Annotated in this window: 14 protein-coding genes; 5 read left to right on the top strand and 9 right to left on the bottom strand. The window is 75.1% G+C overall.

Translation table 11 applies throughout. The features are described from left to right. Positions 1–133 precede the first annotated feature (133 nt). Both AC230_RS18780 and AC230_RS18775 read right to left on the bottom strand, forming a co-directional pair. Positions 134–1,699, bottom strand: a complete 1,566-nt coding sequence (locus AC230_RS18780; RefSeq protein WP_049717423.1) for a PucR family transcriptional regulator — start codon at positions 1,697–1,699, stop codon at positions 134–136. 140 nt (positions 1,700–1,839) lie between these two features. Continuing rightward, positions 1,840–4,122: an ATP-binding protein gene (locus tag AC230_RS18775; RefSeq protein WP_078871380.1), complete on the bottom strand. Its 2,283-nt coding sequence runs from the start codon at positions 4,120–4,122 to the stop codon at positions 1,840–1,842. Positions 4,123–4,400: 278 nt separating this feature from the next. Here AC230_RS18775 and gabT point away from each other — a divergent pair, with 278 nt between their 5' ends. Next, on the top strand, positions 4,401–5,753 hold the full coding sequence (gene gabT / locus AC230_RS18770; RefSeq protein WP_049717422.1) for a 4-aminobutyrate--2-oxoglutarate transaminase: 1,353 nt from the start codon (positions 4,401–4,403) through the stop codon (positions 5,751–5,753). A 357-nt stretch (positions 5,754–6,110) separates the two neighbouring features. Further along, positions 6,111–6,719, top strand: a complete 609-nt coding sequence (locus tag AC230_RS31240) for a phosphatase PAP2 family protein (protein WP_241833273.1) — start codon at positions 6,111–6,113, stop codon at positions 6,717–6,719. A gap of 18 nt (positions 6,720–6,737) precedes the next feature. Here AC230_RS31240 and AC230_RS18760 read toward each other — a convergent pair whose 3' ends face one another. The 6 genes from AC230_RS18760 to AC230_RS18735 form a co-directional block, all read right to left on the bottom strand. Then, complete coding sequence (locus AC230_RS18760; RefSeq protein WP_049717421.1) at positions 6,738–7,181, bottom strand: hypothetical protein; 444 nt, start codon at positions 7,179–7,181, stop codon at positions 6,738–6,740. A gap of 180 nt (positions 7,182–7,361) precedes the next feature. After that, positions 7,362–8,774, bottom strand: a complete 1,413-nt coding sequence (locus AC230_RS18755; protein ID WP_422125604.1) for an NAD(P)/FAD-dependent oxidoreductase — start codon at positions 8,772–8,774, stop codon at positions 7,362–7,364. Between the two features lie 4 nt (positions 8,775–8,778). Further along, on the bottom strand, positions 8,779–9,606 hold the full coding sequence (locus tag AC230_RS18750) for an ABC transporter permease (RefSeq protein ID WP_049717420.1): 828 nt from the start codon (positions 9,604–9,606) through the stop codon (positions 8,779–8,781). Continuing rightward, positions 9,606–10,517, bottom strand: a complete 912-nt coding sequence (locus AC230_RS18745) for an ABC transporter permease (protein WP_049717419.1) — start codon at positions 10,515–10,517, stop codon at positions 9,606–9,608. The genes AC230_RS18750 and AC230_RS18745 overlap by 1 nt, the downstream gene beginning before the upstream one ends. Further along, positions 10,514–11,689: an ABC transporter ATP-binding protein gene (locus AC230_RS18740; RefSeq protein ID WP_049717418.1), complete on the bottom strand. Its 1,176-nt coding sequence runs from the start codon at positions 11,687–11,689 to the stop codon at positions 10,514–10,516. The genes AC230_RS18745 and AC230_RS18740 overlap by 4 nt, the downstream gene beginning before the upstream one ends. Positions 11,690–11,949: 260 nt before the next feature. Beyond that, positions 11,950–12,396, bottom strand: coding sequence for a DUF4190 domain-containing protein (locus tag AC230_RS18735; RefSeq protein WP_049717417.1), 447 nt, complete (start codon positions 12,394–12,396; stop codon positions 11,950–11,952). Between the two features lie 118 nt (positions 12,397–12,514). Here AC230_RS18735 and AC230_RS18730 point away from each other — a divergent pair, with 118 nt between their 5' ends. After that, positions 12,515–13,168, top strand: a complete 654-nt coding sequence (locus AC230_RS18730; protein ID WP_078871364.1) for an NADAR family protein — start codon at positions 12,515–12,517, stop codon at positions 13,166–13,168. Here AC230_RS18730 and AC230_RS30375 read toward each other — a convergent pair. Then, the gene (locus AC230_RS30375; protein WP_053161243.1) at positions 13,117–13,839 is read right to left on the bottom strand and encodes a DUF4190 domain-containing protein; all 723 of its coding nucleotides are present in this window, start codon (positions 13,837–13,839) and stop codon (positions 13,117–13,119) included. The genes AC230_RS18730 and AC230_RS30375 overlap by 52 nt on opposite strands. A gap of 118 nt (positions 13,840–13,957) precedes the next feature. Between AC230_RS30375 and AC230_RS18720 the strand changes: the two genes are divergently transcribed. Continuing rightward, positions 13,958–14,980, top strand: a complete 1,023-nt coding sequence (locus tag AC230_RS18720) for an adenosine deaminase (RefSeq protein WP_049717416.1) — start codon at positions 13,958–13,960, stop codon at positions 14,978–14,980. Then, the gene (locus AC230_RS18715) at positions 14,973–15,674 is read left to right on the top strand and encodes a glycerophosphodiester phosphodiesterase (protein WP_049717415.1); all 702 of its coding nucleotides are present in this window, start codon (positions 14,973–14,975) and stop codon (positions 15,672–15,674) included. The genes AC230_RS18720 and AC230_RS18715 overlap by 8 nt, the downstream gene beginning before the upstream one ends. Positions 15,675–15,990: the final 316 nt, after the last annotated feature.

The raw sequence follows: 15,990 nt of genomic DNA, 5'->3' as shown, positions 1-15,990 counted from the left end.
CCGCCCTTCTTCCAGTGCGGGGTGGATGCGTGGCCCCCTCACCGTAGGGGGCGGAAGGGCGCGCGGCGTTTGTCCGCAGTGGAGCGGTGGGGGGCGGGGGCGCGCCGGATCGGCGCGTGGGAGGGGCGGGGGCTCACTCCCCCGCGGACCCCGCCGACGTCGCCTTCAACGCCAGCCACAACTCCATCCGCACATCCGGATCGTCGAGCGACCGCCCCAGAATCTCCTCCACCCGCCGCATCCGGTAGCGCAGGGTGTGCCGGTGCACGCCCAGGTCGGCCGCCGCCGCGTCCCACTGGCCGTGGCGCGAGAGCCACGCCCGCAGCGAGGCGACCAGGTCGCCGCGCCCGGTGGCGTCGTGGGCGCGGAGAGCCCGCAGCAGGCCGTCCGCGAACGCCCGCACCGCGTCGTCCGCGAGGAGCGGCAGGACGGACCCGGCCGCGACGTCCTCGTGCTCGACGAGCACGCGCCCGCGCCGCCGCGCGACGGCGAGCGCCTGCTCGGCCTGCCGGAGGGCGGCCCCGGCGGCGGACGGCGCGGCCGGGGCGGACAGCCCGAGCACGACCCCGCCCGCCTCGGCGAACTCGGCGCAGGCGGCCACCGCCGCGCCCCCGTCCGGGGCGAGCACGACGAGGCGCGCCCCTTCCGGGACGGCCAGCACCGCCTCTCCCGCCCGGCTCGCCGCCGTCTCCGCCGCGTCCGCCAGCCCGCCCAGCGGATCGCGCGGGGGCGCCTCCGCGTCCGCCGGCACGGGGGCCTCCTCGGCCACCAGCACGCGGAACGGCGCGTCGAGCAGCGCCCCGTAGAGCTCGCCGGCGACGTCCCGCGCGTGCTCCGCCTGGCCGGAGAGCAGCATCCGCAGGACCGCCGCGCCCAGCCGCTGCTCGGCCCGGTGCAGCGCGCGGGAGCGCTCGGTGGCGAGGGTCAGCAGGGCGACCGCGGAGTTGACGGCGTAGCGCTCGGAGGTGCCCAGCGGCGCGCCGGTGCCGACGGCGAGGACGCCGCGGGCGCGCCGGCCGGTGCCCAGGGACTGGAGCTCGACGCGGTCCTCGCCCTCCTCGGGGGCGACGACGGCGCTCGCGGGGGCGGAGCGCTCGCGCAGCCGCTCGACCTGGGCACCGAGGCGGGAGGCGCGGCGGGTGGCCCACTCGGGGGCGGCGGCCACGACCGCCCCCGAGGCGTCGTACAGCGCGGCCCACCCGTCGAGGTACGCGGCGAGGCGGGCGAGCACCCCGGCGGGCCCGTCCGCCCCGAGGGCGGCCCGGGTCAGTTCGCGCTGGGCCTCGAAGCCCGCGGTGACGGCCCGGTACTGCTCGGCGGCCATGGCCGCGGAGACGGCCTTGCTGATGGCGAGGAAGGGGGTGCGGCGGGGCACCTCCAGCAGCGGAAGACCCGCTTCCGCCGCGGCGTCGACGAGCGCGGCCGGCGTCCGCTCGTAGTTGACGCCCACCGCGAAGCCGAGGCCGACCACCCCGGCCCGCACCAGCCGCCGGACGTACGGCCGCACCGTGCCCGGATCCGCCGCGTCGATCTTCATCGCGGTGGTCAGCAGCAGTTCGCCGCCCTCCATCCACGGCACGGGGTCCGCGAGTTCGCTGACGTGGGCCCAGCGGACGGGGGTGTCCAGCCGGTCCCCGCCCGCGAGCACGGTCAGCTTGAGCGCGGAGTGGTGGGCGAGCGAGGCGAGCGTGGGAGGCATGGATCCTTGGGTTCACGACACTGCCGTCCCGTACGAACGGCTGCCTCCAATTCTGCCTCAGCGGCGTAAACGTGGGTAAGGCGCCACCGGCTGCCCGCTTTCCCCTCTCCATCCGTGCACGTCGACTCGCTGTCCGTTCTCTATCCGTGCAGGTCCACCAGCACCGGCGGCGCGGCCGCCCCGCCGACGGACGTCACGGAGAGCACCGCGTGCCCCGGCGGCACGGCGTGCGCCAGTTCGGAGGCGGACCAGCGCTCGCGCTCGACGGTGCGCACGGTGACGGACTGGGCCGTGACCGCGCGGCCGCTGATCAGCCGGCGCAGGGCGTGCATGCCGCGGGAGAACGGGTCGTGGGCGACGACCTGCCGGTCCGTGACGTCCCGGGTCTCGACCCACTCCTTGCCCCAGACCTCGGCGAACCGGGCCCCGTCCCAGGTCGTCACCCCGGACAGGGCCATCCGGCAGCCGACCGAGCCGAGCAGCGGCCCGCGCAGGGCCTCGGGGACGTCGTCGAGCGTCCGCAGGGTGAGGAGGGCGCCCGCGTGGGCGGAGCGCAGCCGCTGAAGGCCGCGGACGGACTCGGCGGTGACGGCCGAGGTGGCGTCGTCGAGGACGAGGCAGGCGAACAGCGACCGGTCGGCGCGGCTCGCCGCGCACTCGGTGAACTGGGCGAGGACCAGCCGGGCGAGCATCCGGGACGCCTCGGCGTGGCCGCGCTCGGGCAGGTCGACCCGGACGCGCAGCGGGTGTTCGAGGGTCCGCAGGGAGAAGGTGCGCCCCGGGTGGGCGGTGTCGAAGAAGCCCGCGAAGGCGGGCCGGTCGAGCAGCGCGATCCGGTCGGCGAGCAGCGGGGCCACGTCGCCGGGCCGGCCGGCCTGCCGCTCGCGGGCGTCGAGTTCGCGCAGCAGCGCCTCGTGGCCGCCGGCGGTCAGCGCGGCGCGCAGCGCGCCGAGCGCGCCGGGGGCGCCGTCGAGGAGTTCGCGCAGCTCGGGGACGGCGGGGAAGCGGCCGTGGGCCGCCCGGTAGGGGCCGAGGAGCTGGGCGAGGGCGGTGGCGGCCCGGCGGCCGTCGGCCTCGGGCCGCGCCCCGACGAGGTCGCCGACGAGGCCCTCGGCGAGGACTCCGGCGGCCTCGTCCGGGTCGTCGGTGCCGCCGTAGAGGTCGAGGTCGTACTCCGAGTCCGGGCGGCCGATCCGTACGACGACGTCGAAGGCGTCGTCCGGCGCCAGGCCGGCGCCCGTCGCGCCGACCGCGACCACGGCCGCCCGCCCGGCCAGCGCCTGGAGGCACAGCGATTCGAGGACGGGCCGCACCAGGCGGTCCGTCTTGCCGCTGCCCGGCGGGCCGACGGCCAGCAGGGACGTGCCCAGCAGGCCCGGGTCCAGGGCGCAGCCCGTGCCGCGGTGGGCGTACGGGTTGCGGCGGTCGTCGGCGGCCGTGCCGATCCGTACCTGCCGGGCGACCAGGTCGTGCGGCGCGGTGCGGACGGCCAGGTCGCGGGCGCCCGAGGGGTGCGGGCAGGCGGCGGCGCCGTGCCGCAGGACGGTGTCGGTGAAGGCGGCGAGCAGGCCGGGGCGGGCGGTGGCGGCCTGCCAGGCACGCTCGATGCGCGCGTGGTCCACGTCGTTCATGAGCCCGGCGCGCGCGTCGGCCGCGAGCCGGTCGGCGGCGTCGTGCGCCCCCGCAGCGCGCAGCCGCGGCCACTCGGCGGGGTCCTCGCGGGGGGCGGGCGCGGGGGGCGGCGGCTCGCCCCCGTCGTCCCAGAGGCGGCGCACCAGCGGCGCGCCCCAGCGGCGCCAGACCTCGGGCCAGCGCCCGAGGCGGCCGAAGAAGAACAGCAGGACGGCGGCGGTCAGCGCGTAGTAGCCGTAGGAGAGGACGACGAACGTCATCCCGCTGCGCCAGGAGTCGGCCGTGAAGTTGAACAGCGGCCACATCCAGAGGCCGCCCAGGAAGCTGTTCCACAGCAGCGACCACAGCAGCCAGCACGACAGCAGCGCGATCAGCGCGCCGCCGAGCAGCTGCCGGGCCGGCACCCGGACGGGCTCCTCGGCCGGCCGCGGCCGGTGCCCGAACGCCCACACCCCGGGCGCCGCCTGCGGTCGCGGGGTGCGCAGCCAGGCGAGGAACGGTGCCCCGGGCGGGGCGTCCTCCCGCGCGGGGGCGGCGGCCGGCGCCGGGGGCGCGGCCGGCGGGGGCGGGGCGGCGGCCGGACGGGGAGGAGCGGCCCGGTGCGGCGGCGCGGCCTGCCCGGCGGGCTCGGTCCGGCGCGGCGGGGGCGCGGCCCGGCGCGGCGGCCGGCCGCCGCGGGGCGCGTCCGCGTCGCCGGGCGCCGCCGGCCGCGCCTGCGGTGCCGCGGGCACGCCGGACGTACCGGCGGCGCGCGCAGCGGACCCCCCACGCGCCGCGGAACCCTCCCGCATCGCGGATCCGTCGCGCCTGCGCTCGAAGTCCATCGCTGCCCTCGCCCCCTCGCCGGCCCTCTGCCACGCGCGCGTCCGAAGTGTCCCCGGGCCAATCTAGTGGCCCGGCGCGGGGAGTTCAGCGTGTCCGGCACGCCCGGCGCGACCGCCGCGCGGCCGTGCCATGTCCGGTACGGACAACGGACCCCGGCGACTTCTCCCGAACGGAACATGCCGGGGCCACCCGCGCCGCCCTAGCCTGCGACCACAAGTCCGTGTTCTTCCCCCGGGAGCCCCTCATGACCGAACTGACCGGAGGCCCGTCCCTCCCCCAGGAGCGCCGCGTCGTCACCGCGATCCCCGGCCCCAAGTCGCTGGAGCTCCAGGCCCGCCGCACCGCCGCCGTGGCCGCCGGCGTCGGCTCGACGCTCCCGGTGTTCACCACCCGCGCGGGCGGCGGCGTCATCGAGGACGTGGACGGCAACTCGCTGATCGACTTCGGTTCCGGCATCGCCGTGACCTCGGTCGGCAACAGCGCCGAGGCCGTGGTGCGCCGGGCGACCGCGCAGCTCGCGGACTTCACCCACACCTGTTTCATGGTCACGCCCTACGAGGGCTACGTGGCGGTCTGCGAGCAGCTCGCCGAGCTCACCCCCGGTGACCACGCCAAGAAGTCGGCGCTGTTCAACTCGGGCGCCGAGGCCGTCGAGAACGCGGTGAAGATCGCCCGCGCGTACACCAGGCGCCAGGCCGTCGTCGTCTTCGACCACGGCTACCACGGCCGCACCAACCTGACGATGGCGCTCACGGCCAAGAACATGCCGTACAAGCACGGCTTCGGCCCGTTCGCGCCCGAGGTCTACCGGGTGCCGGTGGCCTACGGCTACCGCTGGCCCACCGGTCCGGAGAACTGCGGCCCCGAGGCCGCGGCCCAGGCCATCGACCAGATCACCAAGCAGGTCGGGGCCGAGAACGTCGCCGCGATCGTCATCGAGCCGGTGCTCGGCGAGGGCGGCTTCATCGAGCCGGCCAAGGGCTTCCTGCCGCGCATCGCGCAGTTCGCCCAGGACAACGGCATCGTCTTCGTCGCGGACGAGATCCAGTCCGGCTTCTGCCGCACCGGCCAGTGGTTCGCCTGCGAGGACGAGGGCATCGTCCCCGACCTGATCACCACCGCCAAGGGCATCGCGGGCGGTCTGCCGCTCGCGGCGGTCACCGGCCGCGCCGAGATCATGGACGCGGCGCACCCGGGCGGCCTCGGCGGCACCTACGGCGGCAACCCGGTGGCCTGCGCGGCCGCGCTCGGCGCCATCGAGACCATGCGCGAGCTGGACCTCAACGCCAAGGCCCGGCGTATCGAGGAGGTCATGAAGGGCCGCCTCGCCGCCATGCAGGAGAAGTTCCCCGTCATCGGCGACATCCGGGGCCGCGGCGCGATGATCGCCATCGAGCTGGTCAAGGACCCGGCGACGAAGGAGCCGGACGCCGGGGCCGCCGGGGCGCTGGCCAAGGCGTGCCACGCGGCGGGGCTGCTGGTCCTGACCTGCGGCACCTACGGCAACGTGCTGCGCTTCCTGCCGCCGCTGGTCATCGGCGAGGACCTGCTGAACGAGGGCCTGGACATCATCGAGACCGCGCTCGCCGCCCTGTGAGCCGGGGCGGGCGGGCCGGGCGGAGACCCTGGACACCCGTGCGTGAAGAACATGTGCGGGGCGGGTGGTGGAGGGGTGACGCGGCTACCGCCCGCCGAGCGGGCTGCCGTACGGTTTCTGCGGATGAGTGAGACATCCCGTCCGCGGGACCGCGCGGACGTCGCCCCGCCGGTGCTTCCCCGGTACCGGCGCGGCTGTGCCGTCGTGCACACCACCGGGGCCTCTGGCCCCGGGAGTCCTCACGGACCGGACGCCCGCCCGCCCCACACCCCCCGGGGCGCGCGGCGCGCCGGCCGGGACGGCGGCCCCGGAACTTCCCCCCCTGTTCCGGGGCCGCCGGCTCTCGTCCTGCCGGCCGTGTGCGTGGTGCTCTTCGCGCTGATCGCCTGGCAGGTCGCCGTGCACGGGCCGCTGCGCGCGGCGGACGAGCGGCTGGGCGCGGCCGTCGTCTCCACCGCCGTCCTCCCGCGCCCGCTCGCCGGTTTCCTCGCCGACCTCGGCAATGCGACCGTCGCCGTGCCGGTGCTGCTGGCGGCCTGCGGGTGGGCGGTGCGGCGGGGGCGGCGTACGTGGCGGCAGGTGCTGGCCGCCTGTCTCTGCATGGCCGCCGTGCCCGCTCTCGTCGTCCCCCTGAAGCTGTGGATCGCCCGGCCCGGTCCGCCGGCCATGGGGCCCGGCCCGCACGACGGTTTCCTCCCGTCGGGGCACGCGGCGACGGCGGCGGTGGCGTACGGCCTCGCCGTCCTGCTGCTCGCCGGCCGCCGTCGCCGGCCGTGGGTGGCCTTCGCCCTGCTCAACGCGGCCGTCGGGCTCGGCCTCGTCCGCTGCGGCTACCACTGGCCGCTGGACGTGGTGGCGTCCTGGTGCCTCGCGATCCCGCTGCTCCGCTGCGTGCCCCGGCCCCGCCCCTCCCCCCTTCCACCCGGGGCTCCGCCCCTCGGCCCGGCACCGCGCTCCGTGCGGTGAGCGGGGCGAAGGCCCCTCTCATCCCACCGCCACCACGTGCAGCGCCCCCTCCAGCTCCCCCGGATCCGTCAGCGCCCCCGACCCGTCGGGCGGGACGAGCCACCGCACCTGGGACACCCCCCGCAGGGGATGCGGCACCACGACCCACGCCCCCTCCCCCACGCCCCGCACGCCGGTGCCCACCCACCGGTCCGCCGTCCCGGGCGGGACGAGGAAGCCGACCCGGCGCGCCCGTTCGTCGGAGAGGGCGGGGCCGGGGCGGCGGGTGCGCCGGGAGAGGATCTCCGCGGCGGGCCGCCCGAGCGCGGCGGGCACGACGAGCACGTCCCAGACCCGCCCGGCCGGCAGGAGCGCGATCCCGAAGGGGTTCCGCTCCCACTCCCGCCGGCAGGCCCGCGGGTCGGGCGCGGCCGATGCCAGCCACTCCACCGCGCTCCGCCCGCTCCTCGTACCGCCGCCCATGCGCCCGCCTCCCGCGTCTCGTCCTGTCCGCTGCGTCTCGCCGGTCGTGCCCGCACCGGGGCCCGTACCAGGGCCCGCACCGGTGCCTACACCCGTGAGAGGCGGCCGGAGGCCCGTCATGACGCCACTGCGACAGGAAAAGGAGAAAGACGGGAAGGACGAGCGAGAAGGACGGGGTCCTCAGCTGTCGAAGCCGAGGCCGACCCTGTCCATCGCCCTCAGCCACAGATTCCGCCGCCCGCCGTTCTCGTCGGCGCGCGTCATGGACCACTGGGTGAGGCCGATGCCCACGGACCGCACCGGCTCCGGCGGGAAGGGCAGCGGCTTGGTGCGGACCATCTCGGGCGCGGTGCGCTCCGTCCGCTCCCCCGCGAGCAGGTCGAGCATGACGTCCGCGCCGAAGCGGGTCGCCCCGACGCCGAGGCCGGTGTACCCGAGCGCGTAGGCGACGCGTCCGCCGTGCGCGGTGCCGAAGAAGGCGGAGAAGCGGGAGCAGGTGTCGATGACGCCGCCCCACGCGTGGGAGAAGCGCACGCCCTCCAGCTGCGGGAAGCAGTGGAAGAAGTGCTCGGCGAGGCGCCGGTAGGTGTCCGGGTTGTGGTCGTACTCGGCGCGGATCTCGCCGCCGTAGTGGTAGACGACGTCGTAACCGCCCCACAGGACACGGCGGTCGGCGGTCAGCCGGAAGTAGTGGAAGTGGTTGGCGTAGTCGCTCAGCCCCTGGCGCCGCCGCCAGCCGACGGCCGCCAGCTGTCCGTCCGTCAGCGGCTCGGTGACCAGCGCGTAGTCGTAGACGGGCGCGATGTACGGGCGCAGGCGTTTGACCAGGGAGGGGAAGGCGTTGGTGGCGAGGACGGCCTGCCGGGCGAAGACCCGCCCGTAGGGGGTGCGGACGGCGACGCCGGCGCCGCGCGAGGACAACTCGCTGCCCGGCGTGTGCTCGTAGAGGCGGACGCCCAGCTCCAGGCAGGCCCGTCTGAGGCCCCAGGCCAGCTTGGCCGGGTGGAGCATGGCGACGCCGGTGCGGTCCCAGAGGCCGGCGAGGAAGGTCGGGGAGTCGACCTCGGCGCGGAGCGCGTCGCGGTCCAGGTAGGTGTGGCCGGTGAGGCCGTGGGCGGCGAACTCCTCGGCCGTCCCGCGGAGTTCGTCCACCTGGTGCGGTGCGGTGGCGATCTCTATCTCGCCGGTGCGCTCGAAGTCGCAGTCGATGCCGTGGCGTTCGAGGGCGGCCTCGATGCCGTCCAGGTTGCGGCGGCCGAGGTCCTCCAGGAGGCCGATCTCGTCGGGCCAGCGGGCGAGTCCGTTGCCGGTGCCGTGGGTGAGGGAGGCGGCGCAGAAGCCGCCGTTGCGGCCGGAGGCGGCCCAGCCGCACTCCTCGGCCTCGATGAGGACGACGTCCCGGCCGGGGTCGCGTTCCTTGGCGTTGAGGGCCGTCCAGAGTCCGGAGTAGCCCCCGCCGACGACGAGCAGGTCGCAGTGTTCGTCGCCGACGAGGGCGGGGCGGGGCCCGGGCCGCCCGGGGTCGTCGAGCCAGTAGGGGCGCAGGGTGGTGTCGGAGAGTGCTCGGGCAGGGTTCATGGCACGGGCGGCCATGGTCTCAGCTCCTTCTGCTGCGTTTTCGGCGGCTTCCGGCCAACTGTCCGGCCAGGACGCACAACACGGCGATGACGAACATCGCGGTCCCGATGACATTGATCTGAACGGGGGTGCCCCGCTGGGCCGCTCCCCAGACGAACATGGGGAAGGTCACAGTGGAGCCGGCGTTGAAGTTCGTGATGACGAAGTCGTCGAAGGAGAGCGCGAAGGACAGCAGCGCCCCGGCGGCGATGCCGGGGGCGGCGATGGGCAGCGTGACGCGCAGGAAGGTCTGGAGCGGCGTGGCGTAGAGGTCCTGCGCGGCCTGCTCCAGGCGCGGGTCCATGCTCGTCACCCGGGCCTTGACGGCGGTGACGACGAAGCTGAGGCAGAAGGTGATGTGGGCGACGAGGATCGTCCAGAAGCCGAAGCTGACACCGGTGTTGAGGAAGAGCGTGGCGAGCGAGGCCGCCATGACGACCTCGGGCATGGCCATGGGCAGGAAGACCAGGCTGCTCACCGTGGAGCGGGCCCGGAAGCGGTACCGGGCCAGCGCGAAGGCGGCGGCGGTGCCGAGGACGGTGGCGCCGAGGGTCGCCCACAGGGCGATCCAGAGGCTGAGCGAGAGCGAGCCGCACAGGCCGTCGACGTCACAGGGGTGGGTCCAGGCGTCCGTGGAGAAGCGCTGCCACTTGTAGTTGAAGCGGCCGTTGGGCTTGTTGAACGAGAAGACCGTGACGACGACGTTGGGCAGCAGCAGGTAGGCCAGGGTGGCCAGGCCCGCGAGGACGACGAGGTTGCGGCGCAGCCAGCGCAGCGGGCGCGGGGACCGGCCGGGGGCGGCGGCCATCAGACGACGTCCTCCGTTCCGGCGCGGCGCAGGTAGACGGTGACCATGGCGAGGATCGCGGCCATGAGGATGAAGGAGAGGGCGGCGGCGGTCGGGTAGTCCAGGACGCGCAGGAACTGGGACTGGATGACGTTGCCGATCATCTTCTGGTCCGGGGAGCCGAGCAGTTCGGCGTTGATGTAGTCACCGGCGGCGGGGATGAAGGTCAGCAGCGTGCCCGCGACGACGCCGGGCAGGGACAGCGGAAAGGTCACGTGGCGGAAGGTGGTCAGGGGCCGGGCGTAGAGGTCGCCGGCCGCTTCGTGGAGCCGGCCGTCGATGCGCTCCAGGGAGGTGTAGAGCGGCAGGATCATGAACGGCAGGAAGTTGTAGGTGAGTCCGCAGACGACGGCGAGGGGGGTGGCGAGCAGCCGGTGTCCCTCGGTGAGGCCGAGCGCGTCGGTCAGGCCGAGGACGTGCAGCGAGCCGAGCGCGGAGACGACGGGCCCGCCGTCGGAGAGGATCGTCTTCCAGGCCAGCGTGCGGATGAGGAAGCTGGTGAAGAACGGCGCGACGACCAGCACCATGAGCAGCGTCCGCCAGCGGCCCGCCCGGAAGGCGATGAGGTAGGCGAGCGGGTAGCCGAGGAGCAGGCAGAGGACGGTCGCGGCGGTCGCGTAGCCGACGGAGCGCAGGAACTGCGGGTAGTACTGGGCCAGGGCGTCCCAGTAGGTGGCGACGTGCCAGGTGACCTGGAAGCCGTCCTCCAGCGACCCGGTCTGCACCGAGGTCGAGGCCTGGTAGACGAGGGGGGCGACGAAGAAGAGGAGCAGCCAGAGGATGCCGGGGAGCAGCAGCCAGTAGGGGACGAGGCGGCCGCGGCGGGCGGGGGCGGCGGGCGGTGCGGCGGGAGCGGTGGCGGTCGTCGTCACGAGGGCCCCTCCCCCAGGTCGACGTCCGTGCCGGCCTCGATGCGCTGGGCGGCGTCCAGTCCGAAGCCGTGGCCCGGGTTCCAGTGCAGGAGCACCTCGGCGCCGGGGACCAGGCGGGGGTCGCGCTCGATGTTCTGTACGTAGACGGACAGGCCGGCGGTGCCCGCGGCGACCGGGCTGTCGACGACGTACTGGGTGGAGACGCCGATGAAGCCGGCCGTGGCGATGCGGCCGCGGACGCTGTTGCGCCCGGCGGGCACGGTGTCGGCGTCGTCGGCGTGGGTGAGGGTGATCTTCTCCGGCCGTATGCCGAGGAGCAGCTTGTCGCCGGTGCGGGCGGCGGCCGGGCAGCGGCCGGCGGGCAGGGCGAGCTTGGTGCCGGCGGCACGCAGCACGACGGTGTCGCCCGCGGCGTCGAGGACCTCGGCGGTGATGAGGTTGGAGGTGCCCAGGAAGTTGGCGACGAAGGTGGTGCGCGGGGTCTCGTAGAGGTCGGCGGGGGCGCCGAGCTGCTCGACCCGGCCGGCGTTCATGACGGCGACGGTGTCGGCCATCGTCATGGCCTCCTCCTGGTCGTGGGTGACGTGCACGAAGGTGATGCCGACCTCGGTCTGGATGCGCTTGAGCTCCAGCTGCATCTGGCGGCGCAGCTTGAGGTCGAGGGCGCCCAGCGGCTCGTCGAGGAGGAGGACGCGGGGGTGGTTGATGAGCGCGCGGGCCACGGCGACGCGCTGCTGCTGGCCGCCGGAGAGCTCGTGCGGCCGGCGCCGGGCCATCTCGCCCAGCTGGACGAGGTCGAGCATCTCGCCGACGTGCCTCTTCACGGACTTGACGCCGCGGCGGCGCAGCCCGAAGGCGACGTTCTCGAAGATGTCGAGGTGGGGGAAGAGCGCGTAGCTCTGGAAGACGGTGTTCACCGGCCGCTTGTAGGGCGGGAGGGCGGTCACGTCCTGGCCGCCGAGCACGACGGAGCCGGTGGAGGGCTCCTCCAGGCCGGCGATCATGCGCAGGGTGGTGGTCTTGCCGCAGCCGGAGGCCCCGAGCAGGGCGAAGAAGGAGCCCGCGGGGACGGTGAGGTCCAGCGGGTGCACGGCGGTGAAGGTGCCGTACCGCTTGCTGATTCCGGCGAGGCACACGTCGGTGCCGCTGCCGCTCGGGGCGGTTTCTGTCATGGGTGTGGATCCAGAGGTGTGGGGGCGTAGAGCACATAACAGTGACATACGGACGCGGGAGATCGCGTCCGGGTCGTGCGGGTGCCGCGTCGCTCACCTCCTCCGCCGCCGCTCAGGCCGGGGGACGGGTGCTGCTCCTGCCGGATCTGACCGCCGATCCTGTCAGAGGGAAGGGCCCGCAACAAGAGATTCCGTCGCAGAGGATTCGCTCTGCGACGGAATCGGCAATGATGCGGGCGGGATGGGAGCGCCGGCCCGGGTCAGGAGGACCCGAGACCCGCCGCCCCGATCGCGCTGGCGAAGAGCACCAGATAGATGACGGGCAGGATGATCCCGAGGATGCCGAGGACGATGCCGGTGGTGGCCGCGCCCCGGTTGGTCGCCTCGCCCCGCTTCACCTTGCCGCGGCCGACGGCGCCGAAGACGATGCCGAGGATGCCCAGGATGAAGCCGATGTACCAGAAGATCACGATGGCGCTGCAGACCGCGCCGATGATGCCGGTGACCAGACCGGCGGTGCCGATGCCGTTGCTCGGCTGCATGGGCGCGCCGTAGGGGGCGGCGCCGTACGGCTGGACCGGCGGGGCGGCCGGGTAACCCCCCTGGTAGGGAGCGCTGTTGGCGGCCGGGTAGCCGTAGCCGGGCTGCTGCGGAGGCTGCTGCGGCTGGGAAGGCGGGCCGTAAGGATTCTGACCGTAGCCGGACAAGGATGGTTTCCCCTCGTTGGATATACGCCGGGCAATGTTATGACCATGACCAGGGGTCGCGGGCCGCCCTCCGGATAATCACTCGGCGTTGTCAGTGGCCGCTGCCAGAATCGCCACCATGACCAACACGGGGGAGACCATGACGTACACGGGGGAGACGACGGGCGGGCACGCGCCGCGGAGGGCGCATCTGGCCCGGTCCGTGGCCGGGTTGACGGCGGCGGTCGGGCGCGGGGAGCGGCCGGAATACGTCCACTTCTGGGGCCACCGCCCCCGGCGGGACGGCAGTGCGGGGCCCGGCTGCTTCAGCCAGTGGTGGCCCTCGCCCTTCACGGTGGACGGCGTCGTGTACCCGACGGCGGAGCACTGGATGATGGCCGGAAAGGCCCGGCTCTTCGAGGACGCGGAGGCCGAGGCCCGGGTGCTGGCGGCCGGCCACCCCCAGCAGGCCAAGGACGCCGGCCGCACGGTGCGCGGCTTCGACGAGGAGGTCTGGCGGCGCCGGCGTTTCGCCCTCGTCGTGGAGGGCAGCGTCCACAAGTTCGCCGCGCACCCGGAGCTGAGGGAGTTCCTGCTGGCCACCGGGGAGCGCGTGCTGGTGGAGGCCAGCCCGCTCGACCGCGTCTGGGGCATAGGCCTGGCCGCCGGCGACGAGCGGGCCGGCGACCCCGTGCGCTGGCGGGGCCTGAATCTGCTGGGCTTCGCCCTGATGGAGGCGCGTCAGCGGCTCGCCGGGGCCGGGACGAGCGGCGCCGAGACCGAGGTGCGGTAGGTGTTGCCGGGATCGTCGTAGTCGTCGCGGTGCCGCCGGTGCCGGTCGGTGTCCGGGTCGGGGGCGATGGCCACCAGCACGATCATCAGGACCGACAGCAGCAGCGCCAGGGCGCCGAGGATGATGCCGGCCGTGGCCGAACCCCGGTTGGAGGCCTCGCCCTTGGCGGCCTTGGAGCGCCCCAGCGCCCCGAAGACCACCGCCAGCACCCCGAGGACGATGCCGAAGACCATGGTGAAGGAGAGCACCACGCCCACGATGCCCAGTACCAGCGCGGCCGTCCCGAAGCCGTTGTTGAGCACCTGCGGCGGGGCCGCCCACAGCTGCCCGTAGGGCGCCGCCGGGTAGCCGCCCGGACCACCGGGACCGCCCGGACCGTACGGGGATATGGGGCCGTAGCCCGGGTACGGCGCGCCCGGCGGCGGGCCGCCGTACGCCCCGTACCCCGCGGGCCGGTAGGCGCTCGGCGTGCCCGGGCCGGTCGGCGCCGGGGGCACGGGCGGCACGCCGCCCTCCGCGCGCGGCGGCGGTACGGTGTCGGCCGGCGGCACCGGCGGGGCGGCCGGACGGTCGCCCTCCCCGCCCTTGCCGAGCGGCACCCGCCGCTCCGGCGGGGCCCAGAGGTCCCGGTCCTCCCGCGGCCCCGGCTGCGCACTGCCCGTCTCGGACATGACCCTCCCAGAAGCTGTCCTGTCATGCTACGGCCTCCGTACGACGGTGCGGACGCCGCACATACGATGATCCGCAGCCGCGATCCGACCGCCGACCGAACCGGCCCTGGAGGCCCGCATGTCCGTACTCACCCCGTTCATCGCCGGACTGCCCAAAGCGGAGCTGCACGTCCACCACGTCGGCTCCGCGTCCCCGCGCATCGTCGCCGAGCTGGCCGCCCGCCACCCGGACTCGCCCGTGCCCACGGACCCCGAGGCCCTGGCCGACTTCTTCACCTTCCGCGACTTCGCGCACTTCATCGAGGTCTACCTCTCGGTCGTCGATCTCATCCGCGACGCCGAGGACGTCCGGCTGCTGACCTACGAGGTCGCCCGCGACATGGCCCGGCAGAACATCCGCTACGCCGAGCTGACCGTCACCCCCTACAGCTCGGTGCGCCGCGGCATCCCCGACGCCGCCTTCGTCGAGGCCATCGAGGACGCCCGCAAGGCGGCCGAGGCCGAGCTGGGCGTCGTGCTGCGCTGGTGCTTCGACATCCCCGGCGAGGCGGGCCTGGCGGCCGCCGAGGAGACCGCCCGGATCGCCTGCGACCTGCGGCCCGAGGGCCTGGTCTCGTTCGGCCTCGGCGGGCCCGAGATCGGCGTCCCCCGGCCGCAGTTCAAGCCGTACTTCGACCGCGCCATCGCCGCCGGGCTGCACAGCGTGCCGCACGCCGGCGAGACGACGGGACCGGGGACGATCTGGGACGCGCTGACCGAGCTGCGCGCCGAGCGCATCGGCCACGGCACCAGCGCCACGCAGGACCCGCGCCTGCTGGAGCACCTCGCCGAGCACCGCATCCCCCTGGAGGTCTGCCCGACCTCCAACCTCGCCACCCGGGCCGTCGAGGACCTCGACCGGCACCCGGTCCGGGAGATGGCCGCCGCGGGCGTCCTGGTGACCGTCAACAGCGACGACCCGCCCATGTTCGGCACCGACCTCAACAACGAGTACGCGGTCGCCGCCCGCCTGCTCGGCCTCGACGCCCGCGGCGTCGCGGAGCTCGCCAAGAACGCCGTCGAGGCGTCCTTCATGGACGCCGCCGGCAAGGCGGCCCTCACGGCGGAGATCGACGCGTACACGGCGAGCTGGCGTGGCTAGCGCCGGGGGCGGGGCGGCCCGGGTCCGCGTCCGGGCCGTGGCCCACCGCGGCGACCCGTACGTCCACCGGGAGAACACCCTCCCCTCGATCCGCTCCGCCCTGCGGGCGGGGGCCCCGACCGTCGAGGTCGACGTCCGGGTCACCCGCGACGGGGTGCCGGTGCTGCTGCACGACGCGACGCTGGAGCGGCTGTGGGGCCACCGGCGCGCGCTCTCCTCGGTCACGGCCGAGGAACTGCGCTCCCTCACCCGCGGCGGCGTGCCGACCCTGGCCGAGGCCCTCGCCTGCGACGCCTCCGGCCGGCTCTTCCTCGACCTGCCCGACCCCGCGGCGGCGGGCGCCGCGGTCGCGGCCGTACGGGCGGCGGGGGCCGGCGCCCGGGTCTCCTGGTGCGGGGCGACCGCCTCGATGCGGGAGGTCCGGCGGGCGGACCCCGACGCGGAGATCGCCCTCACGTGGACGACGCTCACCCCACCGAAGCCGGCCCTCCTCACGGCCGTCGCCCCGCGCTGGCTCAACTACCGCTTCGGCCTGGTGAGTCCGGAACGGGTCGCACGTGATCACGCGGACGGATACCTGGTCTCCGCGTGGACGCCGGACACGGCGTGGACGATGCGACGCCTGGTGCGGGCAGGAGTCGACTCGATCACGACGAACCGGGTGCGCGTGCTGCACGGGTTGCTACGCAGCTGAAGGACACCCCCAGGCCCTTCCCCGGAGGGAAACCCCACCCCACTTGCACGTTTCTCGCCACGCTGCGGCGGGGGCGGGGGGGCAGCCCCGGAGCTGGGCCAGGGGGGCAGCCCCGGAGCTGGGCCAGGGGGGCAGCGCCTGAGCTGGTCCAGGGGGGCAGCGCCTGAGCTGGTCCAGGGGGGCAGCGCCTGAGCTGGGCCAGGGCGCAGCCCGGGAGCGGGGGCCAGGGGGTGCAGCCCCCGGTGGGGGCGCAGGGGGCAAAGCCCCCGCCCCCGCGCGGAGCGCGGCCCCGGCGCGCGGCGCGCGCCCGCGGGTC

The organism is Streptomyces caatingaensis (assembly GCF_001187435.1).
Lineage (GTDB): Bacteria > Actinomycetota > Actinomycetes > Streptomycetales > Streptomycetaceae > Streptomyces > Streptomyces caatingaensis.
The sequence above is the reverse complement of the archived record's forward strand: the minus strand, read 5'-3'. Positions and strand labels throughout refer to the sequence as shown.